The organism is Streptomyces sp. XD-27 (assembly GCF_030553055.1).
Classification (GTDB): Bacteria; Actinomycetota; Actinomycetes; order Streptomycetales; family Streptomycetaceae; genus Streptomyces.
Window position 1 is genome coordinate 2,588,003 of sequence record NZ_CP130713.1, and the last position, 20,183, is coordinate 2,608,185.

Here is a 20,183-nt window from a genome sequence, read left to right on the forward strand (position 1 = left end):
CGCGAAGGACGCGCTCCCGGGGAGCGGTGAGCACGGTTCACAGTCCCATCGACTTGGCGATGATGGACCGCATGACCTCGCTGGTGCCGCCGTAGATACGGCTGACGCGGGTGTCCGCGTACAGGCGGGCGATCGGGTACTCCATCATGTAGCCGTAACCGCCGTGCAGCTGGAGGCACTTGTCGATGACGACGGCGGCCCGCTCGGTGGTGAAGAGCTTGGCGGAGGCGGCGTCGGCGGCGGTCAGCTCACCGGCGTCGTGGGCGTCCAGCGCCCGGTCCACCAGCGCCTGCATGGCGTCCACCTCGGACTTGCAGTCGGCGAGCACGAACTTGGTGTTCTGGAAGGACGCCACGCTCTTGCCGAAGACCGTGCGGTCCTGCACATAGCCCTTGGCGAACTCCACGGCCGCGGCGGCCTGGGCGTACGCGCTGACCGCGATGCCGAGGCGCTCCTGCGGCAGGTTGTGGGTGAGGTACTCGAACGCCCTGCCCTCCTCACCCAGCAGGTCCTCCACCGGCACCTTGACGTCGGTGAAGGACAGCTCGGCGGTGTCGGAGGTCTTGAGACCCAGCTTCTCCAGCTTGCGGCCGACCGCGTAGCCCTCGGAGGCGGTGTCGACGACCAGGATGGATATGCCGCCGCGGCGGTCCTCGGGGTGGGCGGGGCGGTGCGGGCGCAGACCAGGACCCGGTCGGCGAGCACACCGCCGGTGATGAAGGTCTTGGCGCCGTTGAGGACGTAGTGCGTGCCGTCCTCGGAGAGCTTGGCGGTGGTCTTCATGCCGGCCAGGTCGGAGCCGGTGCCCGGCTCGGTCATGGCGATGGCGGTCATCATCTCGCCGGTGACGAACGGCGGCAGCCAGCGCCGCTTCTGCTCCTCGGAGGCGTACTTGAGGAGGTACGGCAGGCACAGCGCCGTGTGGACACCGCTGCCGCCGAAGCTCACGCCGGCGCGGGCGGTCTCCTCGGTGATGACGGCGTTGAACTTGAAGCTGGTCTCCCCCGCGCCGCCGTACTCCTCCGGCACCTCGATGCCGAAGACGCCCAGCTCGCCGAGCTTGTTGTAGAACTCGCGGGGCGCCTGCCCGGCCTCGCGCCACTCGTCGTAGTACGGCACGACCTCGGCGGCGATGAAGTCGCGGATGGTCTCGCGGAACGCCTCGTGGTCCTCGTTGAACACCGTTCGACGCATAGTGGCTCCTCGTGGGCGCGACCCGGACAACTCCGCGCCTAAGCGCTTGCTCAGTTGACTCTTGAAAGTTACCCGGGGGTCAGTGAGCTGTCCAGAGAGTCAGCGCCCCGGCCCCGCCCCGTCCGCACCCGAGGCGGCCCCGAACGCGCCGAGGGCGAGCCGGTGCAGCAGCTCGGCGGTGAGGTTGCGGGCCGGGAGCGCGCCGCGGCCGAGGTGCGGGGTGGAGTTGAGCAGGCCGAAGACGGCGTGCACGGCGGCCCTCGCCACGCTCTCGGCGAGCCCCGGGTAGACCTCGCGGACCACCTCGACCCACAGCTCCACATACTGCCGCTGGAGCTGGCGCACCATCTTGCGGTCGCTGTCGCGCAGCCGGTCCAGCTCGCGGTCGTGCAGGGTGATCAGCGGGCGGTCGTCGAGCGCGAAGTCGATGTGGCCCTCGATGAGCGAGTCCAGGACGGCGGCCGCGTCGTGCCCGGCCGCGGCGGCGTCGGCGACCCGGCGCTTGCCGCCCGCCAGCAGTCGGCCGCTGATGCCGACGAGCAGCTCGGCGAGCATGGCGTCCTTGCCTGCGAAGTGGCGGTAGAGGCCGGGCCCGCTGATCCCGACGGCGGCCCCTATCTCGTCCACGCCGACGCCGTGGAACCCGCGCTCGGCGAAGAGCCGGGCGGCCTCCCTGAGGATCTGGTCGCGGCGGGTCGTGGCGGGCGCGTGCGTACTCATGGAATTGATTCTAGACAGCGGCGTTAGCGGCCGTTAACCTGATGGCAACACGTTAACGCTCATTAACACATCGGCCGGATCGGGCAAGGGGGCTCGCGGGCATGGAGCAGGCACCGGTGCTGAGGAGTGGCGCCGACCCGGGATCCGACGTCTGGCGCGCCAACGAGGCCGCGCACCGCGAGCTGTCGGCGCGGCTGCGCGAGAAGCTCGCCGTGGCGCGGCTGGGCGGCGGCGAGAAGGCACGCGCGCGGCACACCGCACGCGGCAAGCTGCTGCCTCGGGACCGGGTGGACACCCTGCTCGACCCCGGATCGCCGTTCCTGGAGCTGGCGCCGCTGGCGGCGGACGGGATGTACGAGGGCCAGGCCCCGGCGGCGGGGGTGATCGCCGGGATCGGGCGGGTCTCGGGGCGCGAGGTGGTGGTCGTCGCCAACGACGCCACCGTCAAGGGCGGCACGTACTACCCGATGACGGTCAAGAAGCATCTGCGCGCTCAGGAGGTGGCCCTGGAGAACCGCCTGCCGTGCGTGTATCTGGTCGACTCCGGTGGCGCCTTCCTGCCCATGCAGGACCAGGTCTTCCCCGACCGGGAGCACTTCGGGCGGATCTTCTACAACCAGGCGCGGATGTCGGGGGCCGGCATCCCGCAGATCGCGGCGGTGCTCGGGTCGTGTACGGCGGGCGGCGCGTACGTCCCGGCGATGAGCGACGAAGCCGTCATCGTGCGCGAGCAGGGCACGATCTTCCTGGGCGGCCCGCCGCTGGTGAAGGCCGCCACGGGTGAGGTCGTCACGGCGGAGGAGCTGGGCGGCGGCGAGGTGCACTCCAAGGTCTCCGGCGTCACCGACCACCTCGCCGAGGACGACGCGCACGCGCTGCGGATCGTCCGCTCCATCGTCTCCACGCTGCCGCCCTCGCTCGCGCAGCGGGGCCGGCTGCCCTGGCCGGTGACGGCCGCCGAAGAGCCCGCCGTCGACCCCGCGGGGTTGTACGGGGCGGTGCCGGTGGACTCCCGCACGCCCTACGACGTGCGGGAGGTCATCGCACGGGTGGTCGACGGCTCGCGCTTCGCCGAGTTCAAGGCCGAGTTCGGGACGACGCTCGTCACAGGCTTCGCAAGGATCCACGGCCACCCGGTCGGGATCGTCGCCAACAACGGCATCCTGTTCTCCGAATCCGCCCAGAAGGGCGCGCACTTCATCGAGCTGTGCGACCAGCGCGGCATTCCGCTGGTCTTCTTGCAGAACATCTCCGGCTTCATGGTGGGCCGTTCCTACGAGGCGGGCGGGATCGCCAAGCACGGCGCCAAGATGGTGACCGCGGTGGCCTGCACCCGGGTGCCGAAGCTGACCGTCGTGGTCGGCGGTTCGTACGGCGCGGGCAACTACTCCATGTGCGGCCGCGCGTATTCGCCGCGCTTCATGTGGATGTGGCCGAACGCGAAGATCTCCGTGATGGGCGGGGAGCAGGCCGCCTCGGTGCTCGCCACGGTCAAGCGCGACCAGTTGGAGGGCCGCGGGGAGAGCTGGAGCGCGGAGGACGAGGAGGCGTTCCGGGCGCCGATCCGCGAGCAGTACGAGACCCAGGGGAACGCGTACTACGCCACGGCGCGGCTGTGGGACGACGGCGTGATCGACCCGCTGGAGACCCGGACGGTGCTGGGCCTGGCGCTCACCGCCTGCGCCAACGCGCCACTGCCCGAGACGGACCCCGCGGCGCCCGGCTTCGGCGTCTTCCGGATGTGACGAGGGGGATGCAGACGATGTTCATGGCAGCTTCGGCGGACACGGTGGACGCGACGGGCGCCGTAGCCCCGGTGGGTGCCGGCGGCGTGCTGGTGGCCAACCGCGGCGAGATCGCGGTCCGGGTGATCCGCACACTGCGGCGGCTCGGCGTCCGTTCGGTGGCCGTCTTCAGTGACGCCGACGCGGACGCCCGGCATGTGCGCGAGGCGGACACCGCCGTCCGCATCGGCCCGGCACCGGCCGCGGAGAGCTATCTGTCCATCGAGCGGCTGCTGGAGGCGGCCCGGGTCTCCGGCGCGCGGGCCGTGCACCCCGGGTACGGCTTCCTCGCCGAGAACGCCGCCTTCGCCCGCGCCTGCGCCGACGCCGGGCTGGCCTTCCTCGGCCCGCCCGCCGCGGCGATCGAGCTGATGGGTGACAAGATCCGCGCCAAGGAGACGGTGAAGGCGGCCGGGGTGCCGGTGGTGCCCGGGTCGTCGGGGAGCGGCCTGACCGACGCGCAGTTGGCGGAGGCCGCCCGCGAGATCGGCATGCCGGTGCTCTTCAAGCCCTCGGCCGGCGGCGGCGGGAAGGGCATGCGGCTGGTGCGGACCGAGGCGCTGCTGGCCGAGGAGATCGCGGCCGCCCGGCGTGAGGCCCGCGGTTCCTTCGGCGACGACACCCTGCTGGTCGAGCGCTGGATCGACCGGCCCCGCCACATCGAGATCCAGGTACTGGCCGACGCCCACGGCAACGTGCTGCACCTGGGCGAGCGCGAGTGCTCGCTCCAGCGACGCCACCAGAAGATCATCGAGGAGGCGCCGAGCCCGCTGCTGGACGCCGCCACCCGCGCCGCGATGGGCGAGGCCGCGGTTCAGGCGGCGCGCTCCTGCGGTTACACGGGCGCGGGCACGGTGGAGTTCATCGTCCCGGGCGACGATCCCTCGGCCTACTACTTCATGGAGATGAACACCCGGCTCCAGGTCGAGCACCCCGTGACGGAGCTGGCCGTGTCCATCGCCGGCCGGGACGAGCTGGACCTGGTGGAGTGGCAGGCCCGGATCGCCGCCGGGGAGCCGCTGCCGTTCGCCCAGGACGACATCTCCTTCACCGGGCACGCCGTGGAGGCCCGCATCTGCGCGGAGACCGCCAGGGTGTCGGGCGACCGGGTGGACTTCCTACCCTCCGCCGGTACGGTGCGCGCCCTCGCCGAGCCGCACGGCGAAGGGGTGCGGGTGGACTCCGGGCTCTGCCAGGGCACCGAGGTCGGCACGCTGTACGACCCGATGCTCGCCAAGGTGATCGCCCACGGCCCCGACCGCGCCACGGCGCTGCGCCGACTGAGCGCCGCTCTCGCCCGGACCACCGTCCTCGGTCTCGACACCAATGTCGGCTTCCTGCGCCGCCTGCTCGCGCACCCCGCCGTCGTCTCCGGCGAGCTGGACACCGGCCTGGTGGACCGCGACGCGACCGCCCTGGTGCCGCTCGGCGTCCCGGACGAGGTGCTGGCGGCGGCGGCCCTGCTGCGGCAGCACGCGCTGGAACCCGGCGCGCCCACCGCACTGGAAGGCGCGGCCGGCTGGGTCGACCCGTTCTCGGTGCCCTCCGGCTGGCGGCTCGGCCGCGAGCCCGCCTGGACCGTGCACCACCTGCGCGTTCCCGGCCACGAGCCGGTCACGGTCCGCGTGCGCGGCAGGGCGCACGACGCGGAGATCCGTATCGAGCGTCCCGACCCGGTCGGCGAGAGCGGGGAGCGCTCCACCGTGCGCGCCCGGCTCCTGGACTCCGGCTCCGGCCGGGTGACCGCCGAGTGGGGCGGCGTCGTCCACCACTTCGTCACCGCGCCCGGCCCGGAGGGCACCTGGCTGGGGCGGGACGGCGACACCTGGCATCTGCTGGACCACGACCCGGTCGAGGCCGCCCTGCACGGCGGCGCGGCAGCGGCCCACGCCGGGACGCTCACCGCGCCCATGCCCGGCACGGTCACCGTCGTCAAGGCGGCCGTGGGCGACGAGGTCACCGCGGGCCAGGGCCTGCTGGTGGTCGAGGCGATGAAGATGGAGCACCTGATCTCCGCCCCGCACGACGGCACGGTCACCGAGCTGGACGTCGCCGCGGGCAGCACGGTCGCCATGGACCAGGTGCTCGCCGTCGTCACCCCGCACGACAGTGAGGAGGGTGAGTGATGTCCCTGCCCGACGGACTGCCCATGGCCGTGCCGGTGGCCGGACTGCCGGCCCGGGTCCGGATCCACGAGGTGGGGCCGCGCGACGGCCTGCAGAACGAGAAGGCGGTCGTCCCCGTCGAGGTGAAGGCCGAGTTCATCCGCAGGCTCGCCGACGCCGGGCTGTCCACCGTCGAAGCGACGAGCCTCGTCCGCCCCGAGTGGGTGCCCCAGCTGGCCGATGCCGAGCAGTTGGTGCCGCTGCTCAAGGACGTGCCCGCCGAGCTGCCGGTCCTGGTGCCCAACCAGCGCGGCCTGGAGCGGGCGATGGCGCTGGGTGTCCGCCGCATCGCCGTGTTCGGCAGTGCGACGGAGACCTTCGCCCGGCGCAACCTCAACCGCTCCGTCGACGAGTCCCTCGCCATGTTCGAGCCGGTCGTGGCCCGCGCCCGCGAGTCGGCGATGTGGGTGCGCGGCTATCTGTCGATGTGCTTCGGCGACCCGTGGGAGGGGCCGGTGCCCGTCCGGCAGGTGGTGGCGGTGGCCAAGCGCCTGATGGACCTCGGCTGCGACGAGTTGAGCCTCGGCGACACCATCGGCGTGGCCACCCCCGGCCATGTGCGGGAGCTGCTCGCCCGGCTGGGCGAGGCGGGCGTGCCCGCCGACCGGCTCGCCGTGCACTTCCACGACACCTACGGCCAGGCTCTCGCCAACACCCTCGCGGCGCTGGAGCACGGCATCACCACCGTCGACGCCTCCGCGGGCGGCCTCGGCGGCTGCCCGTACGCGAAGAGCGCCACCGGGAACCTCGCGACCGAGGACCTGGTGTGGATGCTCGACGGCCTCGGCATCGAGACCGGGGTCGATCTCGGCCGTCTCACCGCCACCAGCGTGTGGATGGCCGGACATCTGGGCCGACCCAGCCCATCCCGCACCGTCCGTGCACTCTCCCAGAAGGAGACCTGAGTCATGTCGCTCGACCACCGGCTGTCCGCCGAGCACGAGGAACTACGCCGTACCGTCGAGGAGTTCGCCCACGACGTCGTGGCGCCGAAGATCGGCGACTTCTACGAGCGGCACGCATTCCCGTATGAGATCGTCCGCGAGATGGGCCGCATGGGGCTCTTCGGGCTGCCGTTCCCCGAGGAGTACGGCGGCATGGGCGGCGACTATCTCGCCCTCGGCATCGCCCTGGAGGAGCTGGCCCGCGTCGACTCCTCGGTCGCCATCACCCTCGAGGCCGGGGTCTCCCTCGGCGCCATGCCGATCTTCCACTTCGGCACCGAGGCCCAGAAGCGGGAGTGGCTGCCCAAGCTCTGCTCCGGTGAGATGCTCGGCGCCTTCGGCCTCACCGAGCCGGAGTGCGGTTCGGACGCCGGCGGCACGAAGACGACCGCCGTGCGGGACGGCGACGAATGGGTCATCAACGGCTCGAAGTGCTTCATCACCAACTCCGGCACCGACATCACCGGCCTGGTCACCGTCACCGCGGTCACCGGTCGCAAGGAGGACGGGGCCCCGCTGATCTCGTCGATCATCGTGCCGTCCGGCACCCCGGGCTTCACGGTCGCGGCGCCCTACTCGAAGGTCGGCTGGAACGCCTCGGACACCCGCGAGCTGGCCTTCTCGGACGTCCGCGTACCGGCCGCGAACCTGCTCGGCGAGGAGGGCCGCGGATACGCCCAGTTCCTGCGCATCCTCGACGAGGGCCGCATCGCCATCGCGGCCCTCGCGACCGGGCTCGCCCAGGGCTGCGTCGACGAGTCGGTGCGGTACGCCAAGGAGCGCCAGGCCTTCGGGCGGCCGATCGGCGCCAACCAGGCCATCCAGTTCAAGCTCGCCGACATGGAGATGAAGGCCCACACCTCGCGCCTCGCCTGGCGCGACGCCGCGTCCCGCCTGGTCGTCGGGGAGTCCTTCAAGAAGGAGGCGGCCCTGGCCAAGCTGTACTCGTCGACGATCGCGGTGGACAACGCCCGCGAGGCCACCCAGATCCACGGCGGCTACGGCTTCATGAACGAGTACCCGGTGGCCCGGATGTGGCGGGACTCCAAGATCCTGGAGATCGGCGAGGGCACGAGCGAGGTGCAGCGGATACTGATCGCCCGCGAGCTGGGCCTGTAGGCGGAGCCGCGGCTACTCCCACAGCACCTGCGGCGAGCGGTAGAAGTCGATGCCCAGGGCATCCCACCGCGGCCCCTGCGCGGCCAGGCGCACGCGGTACGCGTCCCAGTCGTGCGTCGCGGCCGGTGACCAGCCGAGTTCCGCGATGCCCGCGACCCGCGGGAACGCCAGGTACTCGATGTGGTCACTGGTCGAGACGGTCTCCGACCACAGCGGCGCCTCGACGCCGAGGACCGCCGAGGCCGGGGCGCCCTTGAGATACGCGCCCGGGTTCCAGTCGTAGGACTGGCGCACCTCCACGTATCCGGCCCAGTCGAGCCCCAGCGGCGTGTCCTTGGTGTACTTCATGTCGAGATAGGCCCGGTTGCCGGGCGAGAGGATCATCTTCGTCCCGGCCTTGGCCGCGGCCACGACCTCCCGCTCGTCCCCCTTGAGCCCCCAGTACTGCGCGACGGCGCCCTCGGCGGGCCGCGCACCGGTCAGCTGGTGCCAGCCGATCACCGTCTTGCCGTACTTGGCGACGACCGGCTGTACGCGGTCCATGAAGGCCGCGTAGTCCTGGGGGCTGGTGGAGTGGGCCTCGTCGCCGCCGATGTGCAGGTACGGGCCCGGGGTCAGCGCGGCCAGCTCCCGGACGACGTCGTCCACGAAGTCGTACGTCACGTCCTTGGGCACGCACAGCGAGCTGAACCCGACGTTCGTGCCGGTGTAGAGCGGCGGCGCGACGCCGTCGCAGTTCAGCCGCGCGTACGAGGCGAGGGCGGCGTTGGTGTGCCCCGGCATGTCGATCTCGGGCACCACGGTCAGATAGCGGCTCTGGGCGTACCGCACGATCTCGCGGTAGTCGTCCTTGCTGTAGAAGCCGCCGCGGCCGCCGCCGACCTGGGTGCTGCCGCCGTACGTGGCCAGCCGCGGCCAGGAGTCGATGGCGATCCGCCAGCCCTGGTCGTCGGAGAGGTGCAGATGCAGTTTGTTGATCTTGTACAGGGCGAGCTGGTCGATGTAGCGCTTGACCTGCGGCACGGTGAAGAAGTGCCGCGACACGTCGAGCATCGCCCCGCGGTAGGCGAACCTCGGTACGTCGGTGATGGTGCCGCCGGGGACCCGCCAGGGGCCGGACTGGGCGGTGCGGCGCTCCACGGCGGCGGGCAGCAGCTGGCGCAGCGTCTGCACTCCGTGGAAGAGCCCGGCGGGCTGACGGGCGGTGATGGTCACCGCGTCGGCGTCCGCCTCCAGGCGGTAGCCCTCCGCACCCAGGTCTTCGACCTCACGGCCGGTGGTGGCCAGCCGCAGCCGGATGCCGTCCTCGCCCGCCGCGGCGGTGACGGGCAGCGGATAGCCGGTGGAGGGCCGCAGCACCCCTGCCAGGTAGTCGCCCACACCGCGCGCCTGCGCGGTGCCGGGCACGCGGATCGCCGTGCGCCTGGTGAGGGTGTACGGGGTTCCGCCGGGCGTCACGGTGGCGGGCACGGGCACCACCCGCGCCCGGGGATCCGTGTCGTCGGCGGGGACGGCCGGAGCGGCGGCCTCGGCCGTGCCCCCACCGGCTCCGGTGGCGGCGGCTGCGAGCAGCAGGGCACCGAGCAGCCGGATCAGGCGGGAGCGGCGTAGGAGCGGGCGAGAGGGGTGTTTCCGGGCGCTGCGTCGTCTCACGGGCGGTCCCTTCAACGAACTGCGTGCGGGGAAGTCCGGGGGAGATATCCGGATGGGAACAGCGGGCAGGACACGGAAGAGCACGGACGGGGCGGCCGACCATCCCCTTGGGTACCGCGCGGCCCACAAGGGGTCAAGGTGTAGACCACTCCGCGCTCACTTCGCATCCGAATGCGCGTCAGAATTCACTCCATATGCCTGTCAGAATGCACTGCATGGCGGAGATCATCCAAAGCGACGGGACCTGGACCTTCGACGGCGACGCGGTGCGCATCGTGCCCGGCCGCGACAAGGGCGTCCACGCGGCGCGGCAGTCTCTGGGCGAGCTGACCGTCCCGCTGGAGGCGCTGGCGGGGATCGCGTACGAGCCCGGCCGGAAGTCCGGCCGCCTGCGGCTGCGGCTGCGCGAGGGCGCCGATCCGCTGCGCCTGGCCACGGGCGGCAGGCTGCCGGACGGGGCCGACCCGTACCAGCTGAGCGTCGACCCGGACCGCTCCGGGGTCGCCGAGTACTTCGTCGACGAGGTGCGCAACGCGCTGCTGCTGGACGAGGTGCCCACCGGCCCCTGTGACCGCTTCCTGCTGCCCGGCCCCGCCGTGCCGTTGTCGGCGGCGGCGGGCGACGGCATCGCGTCCTTCGACGGTGACCGGATCCGGCTGGAGTGGAACTGGAAGACCGAGGAGTCGAAGAAGTCGGCGGGCCCCCGCACCTTCTCGGTCGCGGACCTCGACGCGGTGGAGTGGCGGCCCGCCGAGGGACTGGAGAACGGCTACCTCCGGTTCCGGCTGGCGAAGTCGACGGCGACGACGCTGACGACGACGGTGCCGAAGCACGACCCGCACGCGATCGAGCTGTACGGCTTCCGCAAGGACCCGCTGATGGCGCTGGTCGCGGCGGCCGTCGTCGCCCGGATGCCGCACCCGGCGGCACCGGCGGACGAGATCGGCGGACCCGTCGCGCCGCAGGTGCCGCCGTCGACCACGAAAGCCTCCGGGGAAGGTGACGCGGATCACGACGCGCTGCTGCGCCGACTGCGAGAGCTGGGGGAGCTGCGGCAGAGCGGGGTGCTCACGGAGGAGGAGTTCACGGCGGCCAAGCAGTCCGTCCTGCGCCGCTTCTAGGCCGGGTTCGCGCCGCTTCCACCCCAGACGGTGCCCGATATCGGGCAGATTTCTTGCGAAACTCTCCGCTTCCCATCAATATCAACGAGTGCTCGAACGCCGTACGCCCTCGTCTCACGACGACCTCGTCGACCACCTGGTGCGCAGCACGTCGCTGAACCGCGGCGAGGCCGCCCGGGTGGTGCTGGACGTGCTGGCGTACTTCGACGAGACGGTCGAGGAGTACGTCCGGCGGCGCCACCGCGAGCTGCAGTCCGGTGGCTGGACGAACACGGACATCTTCGAGCGGATCGCGGCGGAGCTGCCGCACCGCGCCGTGGCACCGCCCGAGCTCTCGCTCCGGCAGCTGCGCCGGATCGTCTACGGCTGAGGCCGGCTCGCCCAGGGCCGGGACCGTCTCGCCCACAACCGAGCACCCACGCAACGACCAGGAGGGGATGAAGAACCATGTGCGGAATCGTCGGATACATCGGCAAGCGCGATGTGGCACCGCTGCTGCTGGAGGGCCTCCAGCGGCTGGAGTACCGGGGCTACGACTCGGCCGGCATCGTGATCACCGGCAAGCCGTCGGGCAAGACCCCGGCGGCGCTGAAGATGGTCAAGGCCAAGGGCCGGGTCCGCGACCTGGAGGCCCGCGTCCCCAAGCGCTTCGCCGGCACCACCGGCATCGCGCACACCCGCTGGGCCACCCACGGCGCGCCGAGCGACGAGAACGCGCACCCGCACATGGACCCCGAGGGCAAGGTCGCCGTCGTCCACAACGGCATCATCGACAACGCCTCCGAGCTGCGGGCGAAGCTCACCGCCGACGGCGTGGAGTTCCTCTCCGAGACCGACACCGAGGTCCTCACCCACCTCATCGCGCGCTCCCAGGCGGAGACGCTGGAGGAGAAGGTCCGCCAGGCGCTGCGGCTGATCGAGGGCACGTACGGCATCGCCGTGCTGCACGCCGACTTCGCGGACCGGATCGTCGTCGCCCGCAACGGCTCCCCCGTGGTGCTCGGCATCGGCGAGAAGGAGATGTTCGTCGCCTCCGACGTCGCCGCGCTGGTCAGCCACACCCGCCAGGTGGTCACCCTGGACGACGGCGAGATGGCCACGCTCAAGGCCGACGACTTCCGTACGTACACCACCGAGGGGTCCCGCACCTCGGCCACGCCGACCACCGTGGAGTGGGAGGCCGAGTCGTACGACATGGGCGGCCACGACACGTACATGCACAAAGAGATCAGCGAGCAGGCGGACGCCGTCGACCGGGTGCTGCGCGGCCGGATCGACGACCGGTTCTCCACCGTCCACCTGGGCGGGCTCAACCTGGACGCCCGCGAGGCACGCACCATCCGCCGGGTCAAGATCCTCGGCTGCGGCACGTCCTACCACGCGGGGCTCATCGGCGCCGGCCTGATCGAGGAGCTGGCCCGCATCCCCGCCGACGCCGAGCCCGCCTCCGAGTTCCGCTACCGCAACCCGGTCGTGGACCCCGACACGCTGTACGTGGCGGTCTCCCAGTCCGGTGAGACGTACGACGTCCTCGCCGCGGTGCAGGAGCTCAAGCGCAAGGGCGCCCGCGTCCTGGGCGTGGTCAACGTGGTCGGCTCCGCGATCGCCCGCGAGACCGACGGCGGCGTGTACGTCCACGCGGGCCCCGAGGTCTGCGTCGTGTCCACCAAGTGCTTCACCAACACGGTGGTCGCCTTCGCCCTGCTGGCCCTGCACCTCGGCCGCATCCGGGACCTGTCGGTGGCGGACGGCAAGCGGCTCATCGCGGGCCTGCGCAAGCTGCCGGAGCAGATCTCCGAGATCATGGCGCTGGAGCCGGAGATCGAGAAGCTCGCGAAGGAATACGCGAACGCGAAGAGCATGATGTTCATCGGCCGGGTGCGCGGCTACCCGGTCGCCCTTGAGGCCTCCTTGAAGCTGAAGGAGATCTCCTACATCCACGCCGAGGCGTACCCGGCCTCGGAGCTCAAGCACGGCCCGCTCGCGCTGATCGAGCCCGCGCTGCCGACGGTCGCGATCGTCCCCGACGACGACCTGCTGGAGAAGAACCGCGCGGCGCTGGAGGAGATCAAGGCCCGCAGCGGCCCGATCCTCGCCGTCGCCCACCAGGAGCAGGAGAAGGCGGACCACACGATCGTGGTACCGAAGAACGAGGTCGAGCTGGACCCGATCCTGATGGGCATTCCGCTGCAACTCCTCGCGTACCACACGGCTCTGACGCTGGGCCGCGACATCGACAAGCCGCGCAACCTGGCCAAGTCCGTCACGGTGGAGTAGTCCGCCGGCCCCGTTGGGGGTTGCTCAGACGACCGCGAGCGTCGACGATCGCGAGCGTCGATCGAGCAACCCCCAACGGGCGCGTGCGCGTCGGGAGATGACGATGCGCGTCAGGGGATGACGATGACCGGGCGCTGCGCGCGGCGCGCCAGCCGGCCCGCGACGGAGCCGAAGAGCCGGCCCACCAGCCCGTGCGTGGAGCCGACCACGATCGCGTCGGCCGCGTACTCCCGGCCGACCTCCTCCAGTTCGTGGCAGATGTCCCCGCCCCGTTCGACCAGGATCCAGGGGACCTCGGAGAGATGGTCCGCACAGGCCAGTTCGAGGCCCAGCACCTCGGTGCGGTGGTCGGGGACGTCCACGAAGACCGGCGGCTCGCAGCCCGCCCACACGGTCGTCGGCAGCCGGTTGGCCACATGAACGATGATCAGGCCGGAGCCGGAGCGCCGGGCCATTCCGATCGCGTAGGCGAGCGCCCGCTCGCTCGACGTGGAGCCGTCGAATCCCACCACGACACCGTGCTGGAACGCCGGATCGCAGGCGTGGCGTGACTCTTCCGCCGCTTCGGGGTGCGCTTGGTGATCAGCGACCCTCTTGCGGTCCGCGGGTTCGGGGAATTCGTGACCGGCCATCGGTGTCTCGGCGAAGGAAATCCTCTTGCGGAGGGATCGGCGTATGGGCTCTGGTTGACGTTGTGGGCGGACTGCTGGTTCTGGCGGCTCGGGGTGGGAACACCTCCCGGACGGAGCCCGGGGAGCGTCGAACGAACAGAATCCGTCCGGGATTCATCTTTCCAAGCCCATACCCCCAAGGGTAAGGCCCCACTCCTCGCCCGCCCAGGGTCCGCCCCAGCGGTAGGGGCGCCCGAGGCGTTCCCCGGAGCATGCCGGAGGGCGGCCCGGAGCGCAATGCCTTCCAGCCGCCCACTGGCGTACGCCGAGCGGCCGCCGACCGGGGATCAGGCGGTCGGCAGGACAGTGGAGGGGCGGCGCTGCCACGGTCCTTGCCGCGACGAGCACGGCCCTCCCCCGCGATCGCCCTTCACCCTCGTCCGCCACCCGAGAGGAGCAGTCCGTGTCCGTACGCGTTCGCTCCGTGTCCGACAGGTGCCGCGCCCGCCTCGACGGTACGTTCGCGGGCGTACGGCGTCGACGCGACGGGCGGCGGCGTGCGCGGCGCTGTGGCGGGCGCACAGGAGCACGGACGGGCGCCCGCGATGCGGGCGGGCGTACGCCGGTCCGCCCCTGATCCGACTCTCTGCTCCCACTACTTTTCAGCCAAGTTTGGGCAGGGCCCCTTTCCTTGGCAAACACCACCCCCACCCGCGCTCCCACCAGCGAGGAAAGGGGTATCGGCCGGGTGCGCCCCCTACGGGGAGAGGGTGCGCTCCATAGGCGCACTTCCCAGCGGGAGCTACGAGTGCAACGCTTCGTGATCGAATGCTTCGCGCCAAGTTGTCATGTCGACTTGGGAGCGGGTGGTGAACTGGTCACGGCCACCACACGCGACACAGTAGATTCGATCTTGGCGATGACCGGCGGGGGAACCGTTCAGGACCGAGGGGAAACGTGCAGGACCGAGAGGACGCGACCACCGAGGGGGGCTTAGTTCCATGAGCCAGGACTCCACAACCGTACCGGAGACCTCGCGTAAGCTCTCCGGGCGCCGACGACGGGAAATCGTCGCGGTGCTGCTCTTCAGCGGCGGCCCTATATTCGAGAGCTCCATCCCGCTCTCCGTCTTCGGTATCGACCGGCAGGACGCGGGCGTACCGCGATACCGATTGCTCGTGTGCGCGGGCGAAGATGTGCCATTGCGAACGACCGGCGGACTGGAACTGACCGCTCCATACGGCCTGGAGGCGCTCTCCCGGGCCGGCACCGTCGTCGTACCGGCGTGGCGCTCGATCACCCAGCCGCCACCGGCCGCCGCGCTGGACGCGCTGCGCCGCGCCCACGAAGAGGGCGCGCGCATCGTCGGACTGTGCACCGGGGCCTTCGTACTGGCCGCGGCGGGCCTGCTCGACGGCCGCCCGGCCACCACACACTGGATGTACGCGCCGACGCTGGCCAAGCGCTACCCGTCGGTGCACGTGGATCCGCGCGAACTGTTCGTGGACGACGGGGACGTACTGACCTCGGCGGGGACCGCCGCCGGGATCGACCTGTGCCTGCACGTCGTACGGACCGACCACGGCGCCGACGCCGCGGGGCCCTGGCCCGCCGTCTCGTCGTACCGCCGCGGCGCAGCGGCGGTCAGGAGCGCTACCTCGACAGATCTTTACCAGAGGAGATCGGCGCCGATCCGCTCGCCGAGGTCGTCGCCTGGGCACTCGAACACCTGCACGAGCAGTTCGACGTCGAGGCCCTGGCCGCTCGCGCCTACATGAGCCGCCGCACCTTCGACCGGCGGTTCCGTTCGCTCACTGGGAGCGCTCCACTCCAGTGGCTGATCACCCAGCGGGTACTCCAGGCCCAGCGGCTCCTGGAGACCTCCGACTACTCGGTCGACGAGGTCGCCGGGCGCTGCGGCTTCCGGTCGCCGGTCGCGCTGCGCGGCCACTTCCGGCGGCAGCTGGGGTCCTCCCCCGCGGCCTACCGGGCGGCGTACCGGGCGCGCAGGCCGCAGGGCACCACGGAGCGCGGCGACCGGCCGGAGCGGCCCGAGGTGGGCGAGCAGCGCACCGCGGACGCCGCGACGGCACTGCGGCGTGCCGCCACGGCGCTGCCGCACCCCGGCCACCCGCAGCACCCGGCGCCGCCGGGACCGGCCGCGGGGCTTGCGGCGGCGGGCCACGGCGGCCCGTCGGCGCACGGCGGCCACGTGCGCCACGACGGGCACGGCGGGCACCTCGGCCACGGGAGCCACACGGCTCACGTCGGGTACGGCGGCCCCGGGCACGGCGGCGCGGGTGCGCCGGAGCCCGGCAAGCCGGAGTCGGACGCGTACGCCGCACGCGTGCCGGAGCAGGCCGCGAACCGGGTCCAGGGCCGTCCGACCCTGCCCGGCCAGCGGGAACGCCCCGTAGGGTGAGACGTATGAACGATCGCATGGTGTGGATCGACTGCGAGATGACCGGGCTCTCGCTGTCCGACGACGCGCTCATCGAGGTGGCCGCGCTGGTCACCGACTCGGAGCTGAACATCCTGGGCGACGGCGTGGACATCGTGATCCGCCCGCCGGCCGGGGCGCTGGCCACCATGCCCGAGGTGGTGCGCGAGATGCACACCGCCTCCGGGCTGCTCGCGGAGCTGGACGGCGGGACCACGCTGGAGGACGCCCAGCAGCGGGTCCTGGCCTACGTCCGCGAGCACGTCCCGGAGCCCGGGAAGGCTCCGCTGTGCGGGAACTCCGTGGGCACGGACCGCGGCTTCCTGCTGCGTGACATGCCGGATGTGGAGAGCTATCTCCACTACCGGATCGTCGACGTCTCCTCGGTCAAGGAGCTCGCCCGCCGCTGGTACCCGCGGGCGTACTTCAACAGTCCGAAGAAGAACGGCAACCACCGCGCCCTCGCCGACATCCGCGAGTCCATCGCCGAGTTGCGGTACTACCGGGAGGCGATCTTCGTGCCGCACCCCGGCCCGGACTCGGACACGGCGAAGGCCATCGCGGCGAAGCATGTCGTGGCCGCCGCGCGCTGAGTGACGCGGCTCGCTCCCGGCACCGGGAAAGCCGGGAGCGAGCACCCCTTCAGACCCTGTACACTTTTTCTCGGCCGGTGCGGAAGAGCACAAAAGCACCGGTCATGGTGGGTATAGCTCAGCTGGTAGAGCACCTGGTTGTGGTCCAGGATGTCGCGGGTTCGAGTCCCGTTACTCACCCTGAAGGACCAAGGGCCGACCTGAGAGATCAGGTCGGCCCTTGGCGTATGCCCCGCCGGCCCGCCCATGCGTCCAGTCGGCATCGCCCGAAGGAGTGAGCGGCGCCGAAGAAGCGCGGCATCGGAGCGGGGGCTACGAGACGATCCGGCGATGAGCGTCCGTCCGCCTGCCCCGTCCACACCGCAGCGGAAGCCGCCCACCTGCGGCACCTGCCGCCGTCCGATGTGGTGGGACACCACCTATCCCTATCCGCCGGGCTGGTACTGCTCCGTGTGCAAGGCCCCGCCCCACCGTGAACGCGGGCCCGGAATCCGGGAGTCGCCGGCCTGACGGCGGCGGAGTCCCGTACGGCCGGGGCCCCGGCCCGCTTTGGCAGGATGAACCGTATGAGCAATGAGCTGCCGCACGTGATCTCCGACATCGCCGAGGCCGAGAAGCAGGCCACCCGGGGCGAGCTGGACCGGCTCGATCTGGGCAAGGCGACCGGCCCCGCCCGGTACGACATCGAATTCACCTACCACCTCGACGGCAAGGGCACCGGCACGATCGCCCGGTTCGGCGCCCAGACACCGGTGCCGATCCCCCAGGTCGGCCAGACGGTGCATCTGCACGGCCACGGCCCTCTGGTCGTCCGCTCGGTCGACATCGGCTACGAGGTCAGCGAGGAGGACGGCGCGCTGTACGTGGCCGCCACCGTCGATGTGACGGTGCCCACCGAGGGCTGACCCGCCGTTCCCCGACCCGGCTCCGGGCCACCGCGGCCGACCCGCGGTGGCCGGGCGGTACAGGGACGCGCCCGGACGCGGCCCCTTACGTGTCGGGCTTCGCGCGCTGATCCGGCCCGTCCTAGCATGAGAGCTACGGGGGCGGACGATAGGAGTCCGTGATGGGCGGGCCCGCGAAAGCCACGCCGATGAACGCGCCGTTCGATCTGGCACCCGCCGTATGGGTGGTGATCGACGGCGAGGGCGCGGTCATCGGCTGGACGTACGCCGCCGAGAGGCTGCTCGGCTACCGGGCCGCGGAGGTGCTGGACCGGCCCGCCGCGATGCTGCTGGCCTCCCCCGACGACGCCGCCAAGGCCGCCGCCATCGCCGAGGAGTGCCGCGCCGGCGCGGTCTGGGCCGGGCTGGTGGCCGCCCGGCACCTGGACGGGAGCCGCGTCGAACTGGGACTGCGGGTCTGCGCGGTCATGGCGGCGGACGGCCGCGAGCAGTGGCTGGTGTCGGCCATCGACCTGGCCAGCACCCCCTCATGGGCGGTCAGCGGCTCCGTACTGGAGGGCTTTCTGACCCGCTCCCCGCTGGGCATGGCCGTACTGAGCCCCGAACTGCGGTACGTCTGGCTCAACGACACCCTGGAGCGCTTCGGCGGAGTGCCGCGCAAGCAGCGGCTGGGGCGGCGGATGACCTCGGCGCTGCCCGGACTCGACACCGCGGCGCTGGAGGCGTTGATCCGCCGCGTCCTCGCCACGGGCGTGCCGGTGATCGACCACGAGTACCAGGGCTGGACAGCGGCGGACCCGCACCGCGAGCACGCCTACTCCACGTCCTTCTTCCGGCTGGAGGACGCCGACGGGCACCCGATGGGCGTGTACTACCTCGTGATGGACGTGACCGACCGCTGGAAGGCGCAGCGCCGGCTCGCGCTCCTCAACGAGGCCGGGGTGCGGATCGGCAGCACCCTGGACGTGGCGCGCACCGCCGAGGAGGTCGCCGCGGTCGCCGTACCGCGCGTCGCGGACTTCGTCACCGTCGACCTGCTGGAGGCGGTGCTGCGCGGGGACGAACCGGCGGTGGGGCCCTCCGGGGTGCACGGGGCGCTGCGCCGGGCCGCGCAGCTCTCGATCCACGAGGGGTGCCCGGAGTCGGTGGTGGCCGTCGGCGACCCGGTCGGCGCGCCCGAGGCGGCCCCGTACGAGCGGTGTGTCGCCGAGGGCCGGTCCATCCGGGAGGTCGTCGATCCGGCACGGCCCAGCCCCACCTGGCTGGCCGAGGACCCGGCGCGCTCGGAGAGCGTGCGCGAGTACGGGATGCACTCGGGGATGTGGGTGCCGCTGCGGGCGCGCGGCACGGTGCTGGGCGTGGTGACGTTCGTGCGCTCGCGGCACCCGGACCCCTTCGAGGACGACGATCAGCTGCTCGCCGAGGAACTGGTCGCGCGGGCGGCGGTGTGCCTGGACAACGCCCGCCGCTACACCCGCGAGCACAACGCGGCGCTCGCCCTCCAGCGCACTCTGCTGCCGCACCGGCTGACCGGCGGTGCCGCGCTGGACGTCGCCACCCGCTATCTGCCGACGGGCGCCCAGGGCGGGGTGGGCGGCGACTGGTTCGACGTCATCCCGCTGTCCGGGGGCCGGGTCGCGCTGGTCGTCGGGGACGTCGTGGGGCACGGCATCACCGCGGCGGCCACCATGGGCCGGCTGCGGACGGCCGTGCACACCCTCGCCGACATGGACCTGTCGCCCGACGAACTCCTCGCCCACCTGGACGATCTGGTCATCCGGCTCACCGAGGAGGAGCACGACGACGCCGTCGCGACCGCCGTGCTGGGCGCCACCTGCCTGTACGCGGTCTACGACCCGGTGACCCGGCGCTGCGCGATGGCCCGGGCCGGGCATCCGGCGCCCGCGATCGTCGACCCCGGCGGGGCCGTCAGCTTCCCCAGCCTGCCCGCGGGGCCGCCGCTGGGGCTGGGGTCGCTGCCGTTCGAGTGCGCCGAGCTGGAACTGTCCGACGGCAGCGTGATCGCCCTCTTCACGAACGGCCTGATCGGCCCCGCCGACGACAACGTGGACCTGCGGCTGCGCCGACTCGGCCGGGCGCTCGCCCAGCCGGAGCTGCCGCTGGAGGAGCTGTGCACGGCGGTGGTCGACTCCATGCTGAGCGGGCCGCCGGACGACGACGTGGCGCTGCTGGTGGCCCGTACGCGCGGGCTGGACGCCCACCAGGTGGCCTCCTGGGACCTGCCGGCCGACCCCGCGGTCGTCAGCAGCGCCCGCGCCATGACCGACCGCCAACTGGCCGAGTGGGGGCTGGACGAGCTGCGCATGACGACCGAACTGGTCGTCAGCGAGCTGGTCACCAACGCCATCCGGCACGCCGTCGGCCCGATCCGCCTCCGGCTGATCCGGCACGAGGTCCTGGTCTGCGAGGTCGCCGACGCGAGCAGCACCTCGCCGCGGCTGCGGCACGCGCGGACGACGGACGAGGGCGGCCGCGGGCTGTTCCTGATCGCCCAGCTGACCCGGCGCTGGGGTACGCGGTACACCCGCGGCGGCAAGATCATCTGGACGGAGCAGGAACTGCCGTCGAGCCCGTCCGCACGGGGCTGAGGCCCGCGGGGCCTCGCAAGGCTGGGCCCGTGGGGTCTCGCTGGGCTG

At 72.0% G+C, this 20,183-nt stretch carries 13 protein-coding genes, 1 tRNA gene and 2 pseudogenes; 12 read left to right on the forward strand and 4 right to left on the reverse strand.

The genetic code is table 11. The features are described 5' to 3' along the window. Positions 1-37: 37 nt before the first annotated feature. Together Q3Y56_RS11345 and Q3Y56_RS11350 are read right to left on the reverse strand one after the other, a co-directional pair. A pseudogene (locus tag Q3Y56_RS11345) lies at positions 38-1,194 on the reverse strand (acyl-CoA dehydrogenase family protein). Positions 1,195-1,293: 99 nt separating this feature from the next. Then, the gene (locus Q3Y56_RS11350) at positions 1,294-1,914 is read right to left on the reverse strand and encodes a TetR/AcrR family transcriptional regulator (RefSeq protein ID WP_304461834.1); all 621 of its coding nucleotides are present in this window, start codon (positions 1,912-1,914) and stop codon (positions 1,294-1,296) included. A 101-nt stretch (positions 1,915-2,015) separates the two neighbouring features. Between Q3Y56_RS11350 and Q3Y56_RS11355 the strand changes: the two genes are divergently transcribed. Genes Q3Y56_RS11355 through Q3Y56_RS11370 form a run of 4 tightly spaced genes read left to right on the forward strand, consistent with a single transcriptional unit; the run spans position 2,016 to position 7,926 of the window. Continuing rightward, the gene (locus tag Q3Y56_RS11355) at positions 2,016-3,659 is read left to right on the forward strand and encodes a carboxyl transferase domain-containing protein (RefSeq protein WP_304461835.1); all 1,644 of its coding nucleotides are present in this window, start codon (positions 2,016-2,018) and stop codon (positions 3,657-3,659) included. Between the two features lie 17 nt (positions 3,660-3,676). Further along, positions 3,677-5,824: a biotin carboxylase N-terminal domain-containing protein gene (locus Q3Y56_RS11360; RefSeq protein WP_304461836.1), complete on the forward strand. Its 2,148-nt coding sequence runs from the start codon at positions 3,677-3,679 to the stop codon at positions 5,822-5,824. Beyond that, positions 5,824-6,768: a hydroxymethylglutaryl-CoA lyase gene (locus Q3Y56_RS11365; protein WP_304461837.1), complete on the forward strand. Its 945-nt coding sequence runs from the start codon at positions 5,824-5,826 to the stop codon at positions 6,766-6,768. The genes Q3Y56_RS11360 and Q3Y56_RS11365 overlap by 1 nt, the downstream gene beginning before the upstream one ends. Positions 6,769-6,771: 3 nt before the next feature. Then, entirely contained in the window at positions 6,772-7,926 is a 1,155-nt protein-coding gene (locus tag Q3Y56_RS11370; RefSeq protein WP_304461838.1) for an acyl-CoA dehydrogenase family protein, read from the forward strand. 12 nt (positions 7,927-7,938) lie between these two features. Here Q3Y56_RS11370 and Q3Y56_RS11375 read toward each other — a convergent pair whose 3' ends face one another. Continuing rightward, on the reverse strand, positions 7,939-9,579 hold the full coding sequence (locus Q3Y56_RS11375) for a beta-N-acetylhexosaminidase (RefSeq protein ID WP_304461839.1): 1,641 nt from the start codon (positions 9,577-9,579) through the stop codon (positions 7,939-7,941). A 215-nt stretch (positions 9,580-9,794) separates the two neighbouring features. Between Q3Y56_RS11375 and Q3Y56_RS11380 the strand changes: the two genes are divergently transcribed. From Q3Y56_RS11380 to glmS, 3 genes are all read left to right on the forward strand, one after another. Beyond that, on the forward strand, positions 9,795-10,700 hold the full coding sequence (locus Q3Y56_RS11380; RefSeq protein ID WP_304461840.1) for a DUF4429 domain-containing protein: 906 nt from the start codon (positions 9,795-9,797) through the stop codon (positions 10,698-10,700). A gap of 88 nt (positions 10,701-10,788) precedes the next feature. Continuing rightward, positions 10,789-11,070, forward strand: coding sequence for a hypothetical protein (locus tag Q3Y56_RS11385; RefSeq protein WP_304461841.1), 282 nt, complete (start codon positions 10,789-10,791; stop codon positions 11,068-11,070). A gap of 77 nt (positions 11,071-11,147) precedes the next feature. Next, positions 11,148-12,977: a glutamine--fructose-6-phosphate transaminase (isomerizing) gene (gene glmS, locus Q3Y56_RS11390; protein ID WP_304461842.1), complete on the forward strand. Its 1,830-nt coding sequence runs from the start codon at positions 11,148-11,150 to the stop codon at positions 12,975-12,977. Between the two features lie 110 nt (positions 12,978-13,087). Here glmS and Q3Y56_RS11395 read toward each other — a convergent pair whose 3' ends face one another. Continuing rightward, positions 13,088-13,609 carry a universal stress protein gene (locus tag Q3Y56_RS11395; protein ID WP_304461843.1) on the reverse strand — a complete coding sequence of 174 codons (522 nt, stop codon included), beginning with the start codon at positions 13,607-13,609 and terminating at the stop codon, positions 13,088-13,090. Positions 13,610-14,589: 980 nt separating this feature from the next. Between Q3Y56_RS11395 and Q3Y56_RS11400 the strand changes: the two are divergent. The 5 genes and pseudogenes from Q3Y56_RS11400 (at position 14,590) to Q3Y56_RS11420 (ending at position 20,135) form a co-directional block, all read left to right on the forward strand. Beyond that, positions 14,590-16,010, forward strand: a pseudogene (locus tag Q3Y56_RS11400) (helix-turn-helix domain-containing protein). 5 nt (positions 16,011-16,015) lie between these two features. After that, positions 16,016-16,621, forward strand: a complete 606-nt coding sequence (gene orn / locus Q3Y56_RS11405; protein WP_304461844.1) for an oligoribonuclease — start codon at positions 16,016-16,018, stop codon at positions 16,619-16,621. Between the two features lie 107 nt (positions 16,622-16,728). After that, positions 16,729-16,801 (forward strand) — tRNA-His (locus Q3Y56_RS11410). Positions 16,802-17,187: 386 nt separating this feature from the next. Further along, entirely contained in the window at positions 17,188-17,526 is a 339-nt protein-coding gene (locus Q3Y56_RS11415) for a hypothetical protein (RefSeq protein ID WP_304461845.1), read from the forward strand. Positions 17,527-17,714: 188 nt separating this feature from the next. Next, positions 17,715-20,135 (forward strand): SpoIIE family protein phosphatase, encoded by a 2,421-nt coding sequence (locus tag Q3Y56_RS11420; protein ID WP_304465552.1) that lies wholly within the window; start codon positions 17,715-17,717, stop codon positions 20,133-20,135. Positions 20,136-20,183 lie beyond the last annotated feature (48 nt).

Excerpts from the sequence above, each read along its gene's own strand:
- Q3Y56_RS11360 (WP_304461836.1), top strand. The coding sequence starts at position 3,677 with ATGTTCATGGCAGCTTCGGCGGACACGGTGGACGCGACGGGCGCCGTA.
- Q3Y56_RS11420 (WP_304465552.1), top strand. The coding sequence starts at position 17,715 with ATGAACGCGCCGTTCGATCTGGCACCCGCCGTATGGGTGGTGATCGAC.
- orn (WP_304461844.1), top strand. The coding sequence starts at position 16,016 with ATGAACGATCGCATGGTGTGGATCGACTGCGAGATGACCGGGCTCTCG.
- Q3Y56_RS11380 (WP_304461840.1), top strand. The coding sequence starts at position 9,795 with ATGGCGGAGATCATCCAAAGCGACGGGACCTGGACCTTCGACGGCGAC.
- Q3Y56_RS11415 (WP_304461845.1), top strand. The coding sequence starts at position 17,188 with ATGAGCAATGAGCTGCCGCACGTGATCTCCGACATCGCCGAGGCCGAG.
- Q3Y56_RS11395 (WP_304461843.1), bottom strand. The coding sequence starts at position 13,609 with ATGGCCGGTCACGAATTCCCCGAACCCGCGGACCGCAAGAGGGTCGCT.
- Q3Y56_RS11350 (WP_304461834.1), bottom strand. The coding sequence starts at position 1,914 with ATGAGTACGCACGCGCCCGCCACGACCCGCCGCGACCAGATCCTCAGG.
- glmS (WP_304461842.1), top strand. The coding sequence starts at position 11,148 with ATGTGCGGAATCGTCGGATACATCGGCAAGCGCGATGTGGCACCGCTG.
- Q3Y56_RS11355 (WP_304461835.1), top strand. The coding sequence starts at position 2,016 with ATGGAGCAGGCACCGGTGCTGAGGAGTGGCGCCGACCCGGGATCCGAC.
- Q3Y56_RS11365 (WP_304461837.1), top strand. The coding sequence starts at position 5,824 with ATGTCCCTGCCCGACGGACTGCCCATGGCCGTGCCGGTGGCCGGACTG.
- Q3Y56_RS11370 (WP_304461838.1), top strand. The coding sequence starts at position 6,772 with ATGTCGCTCGACCACCGGCTGTCCGCCGAGCACGAGGAACTACGCCGT.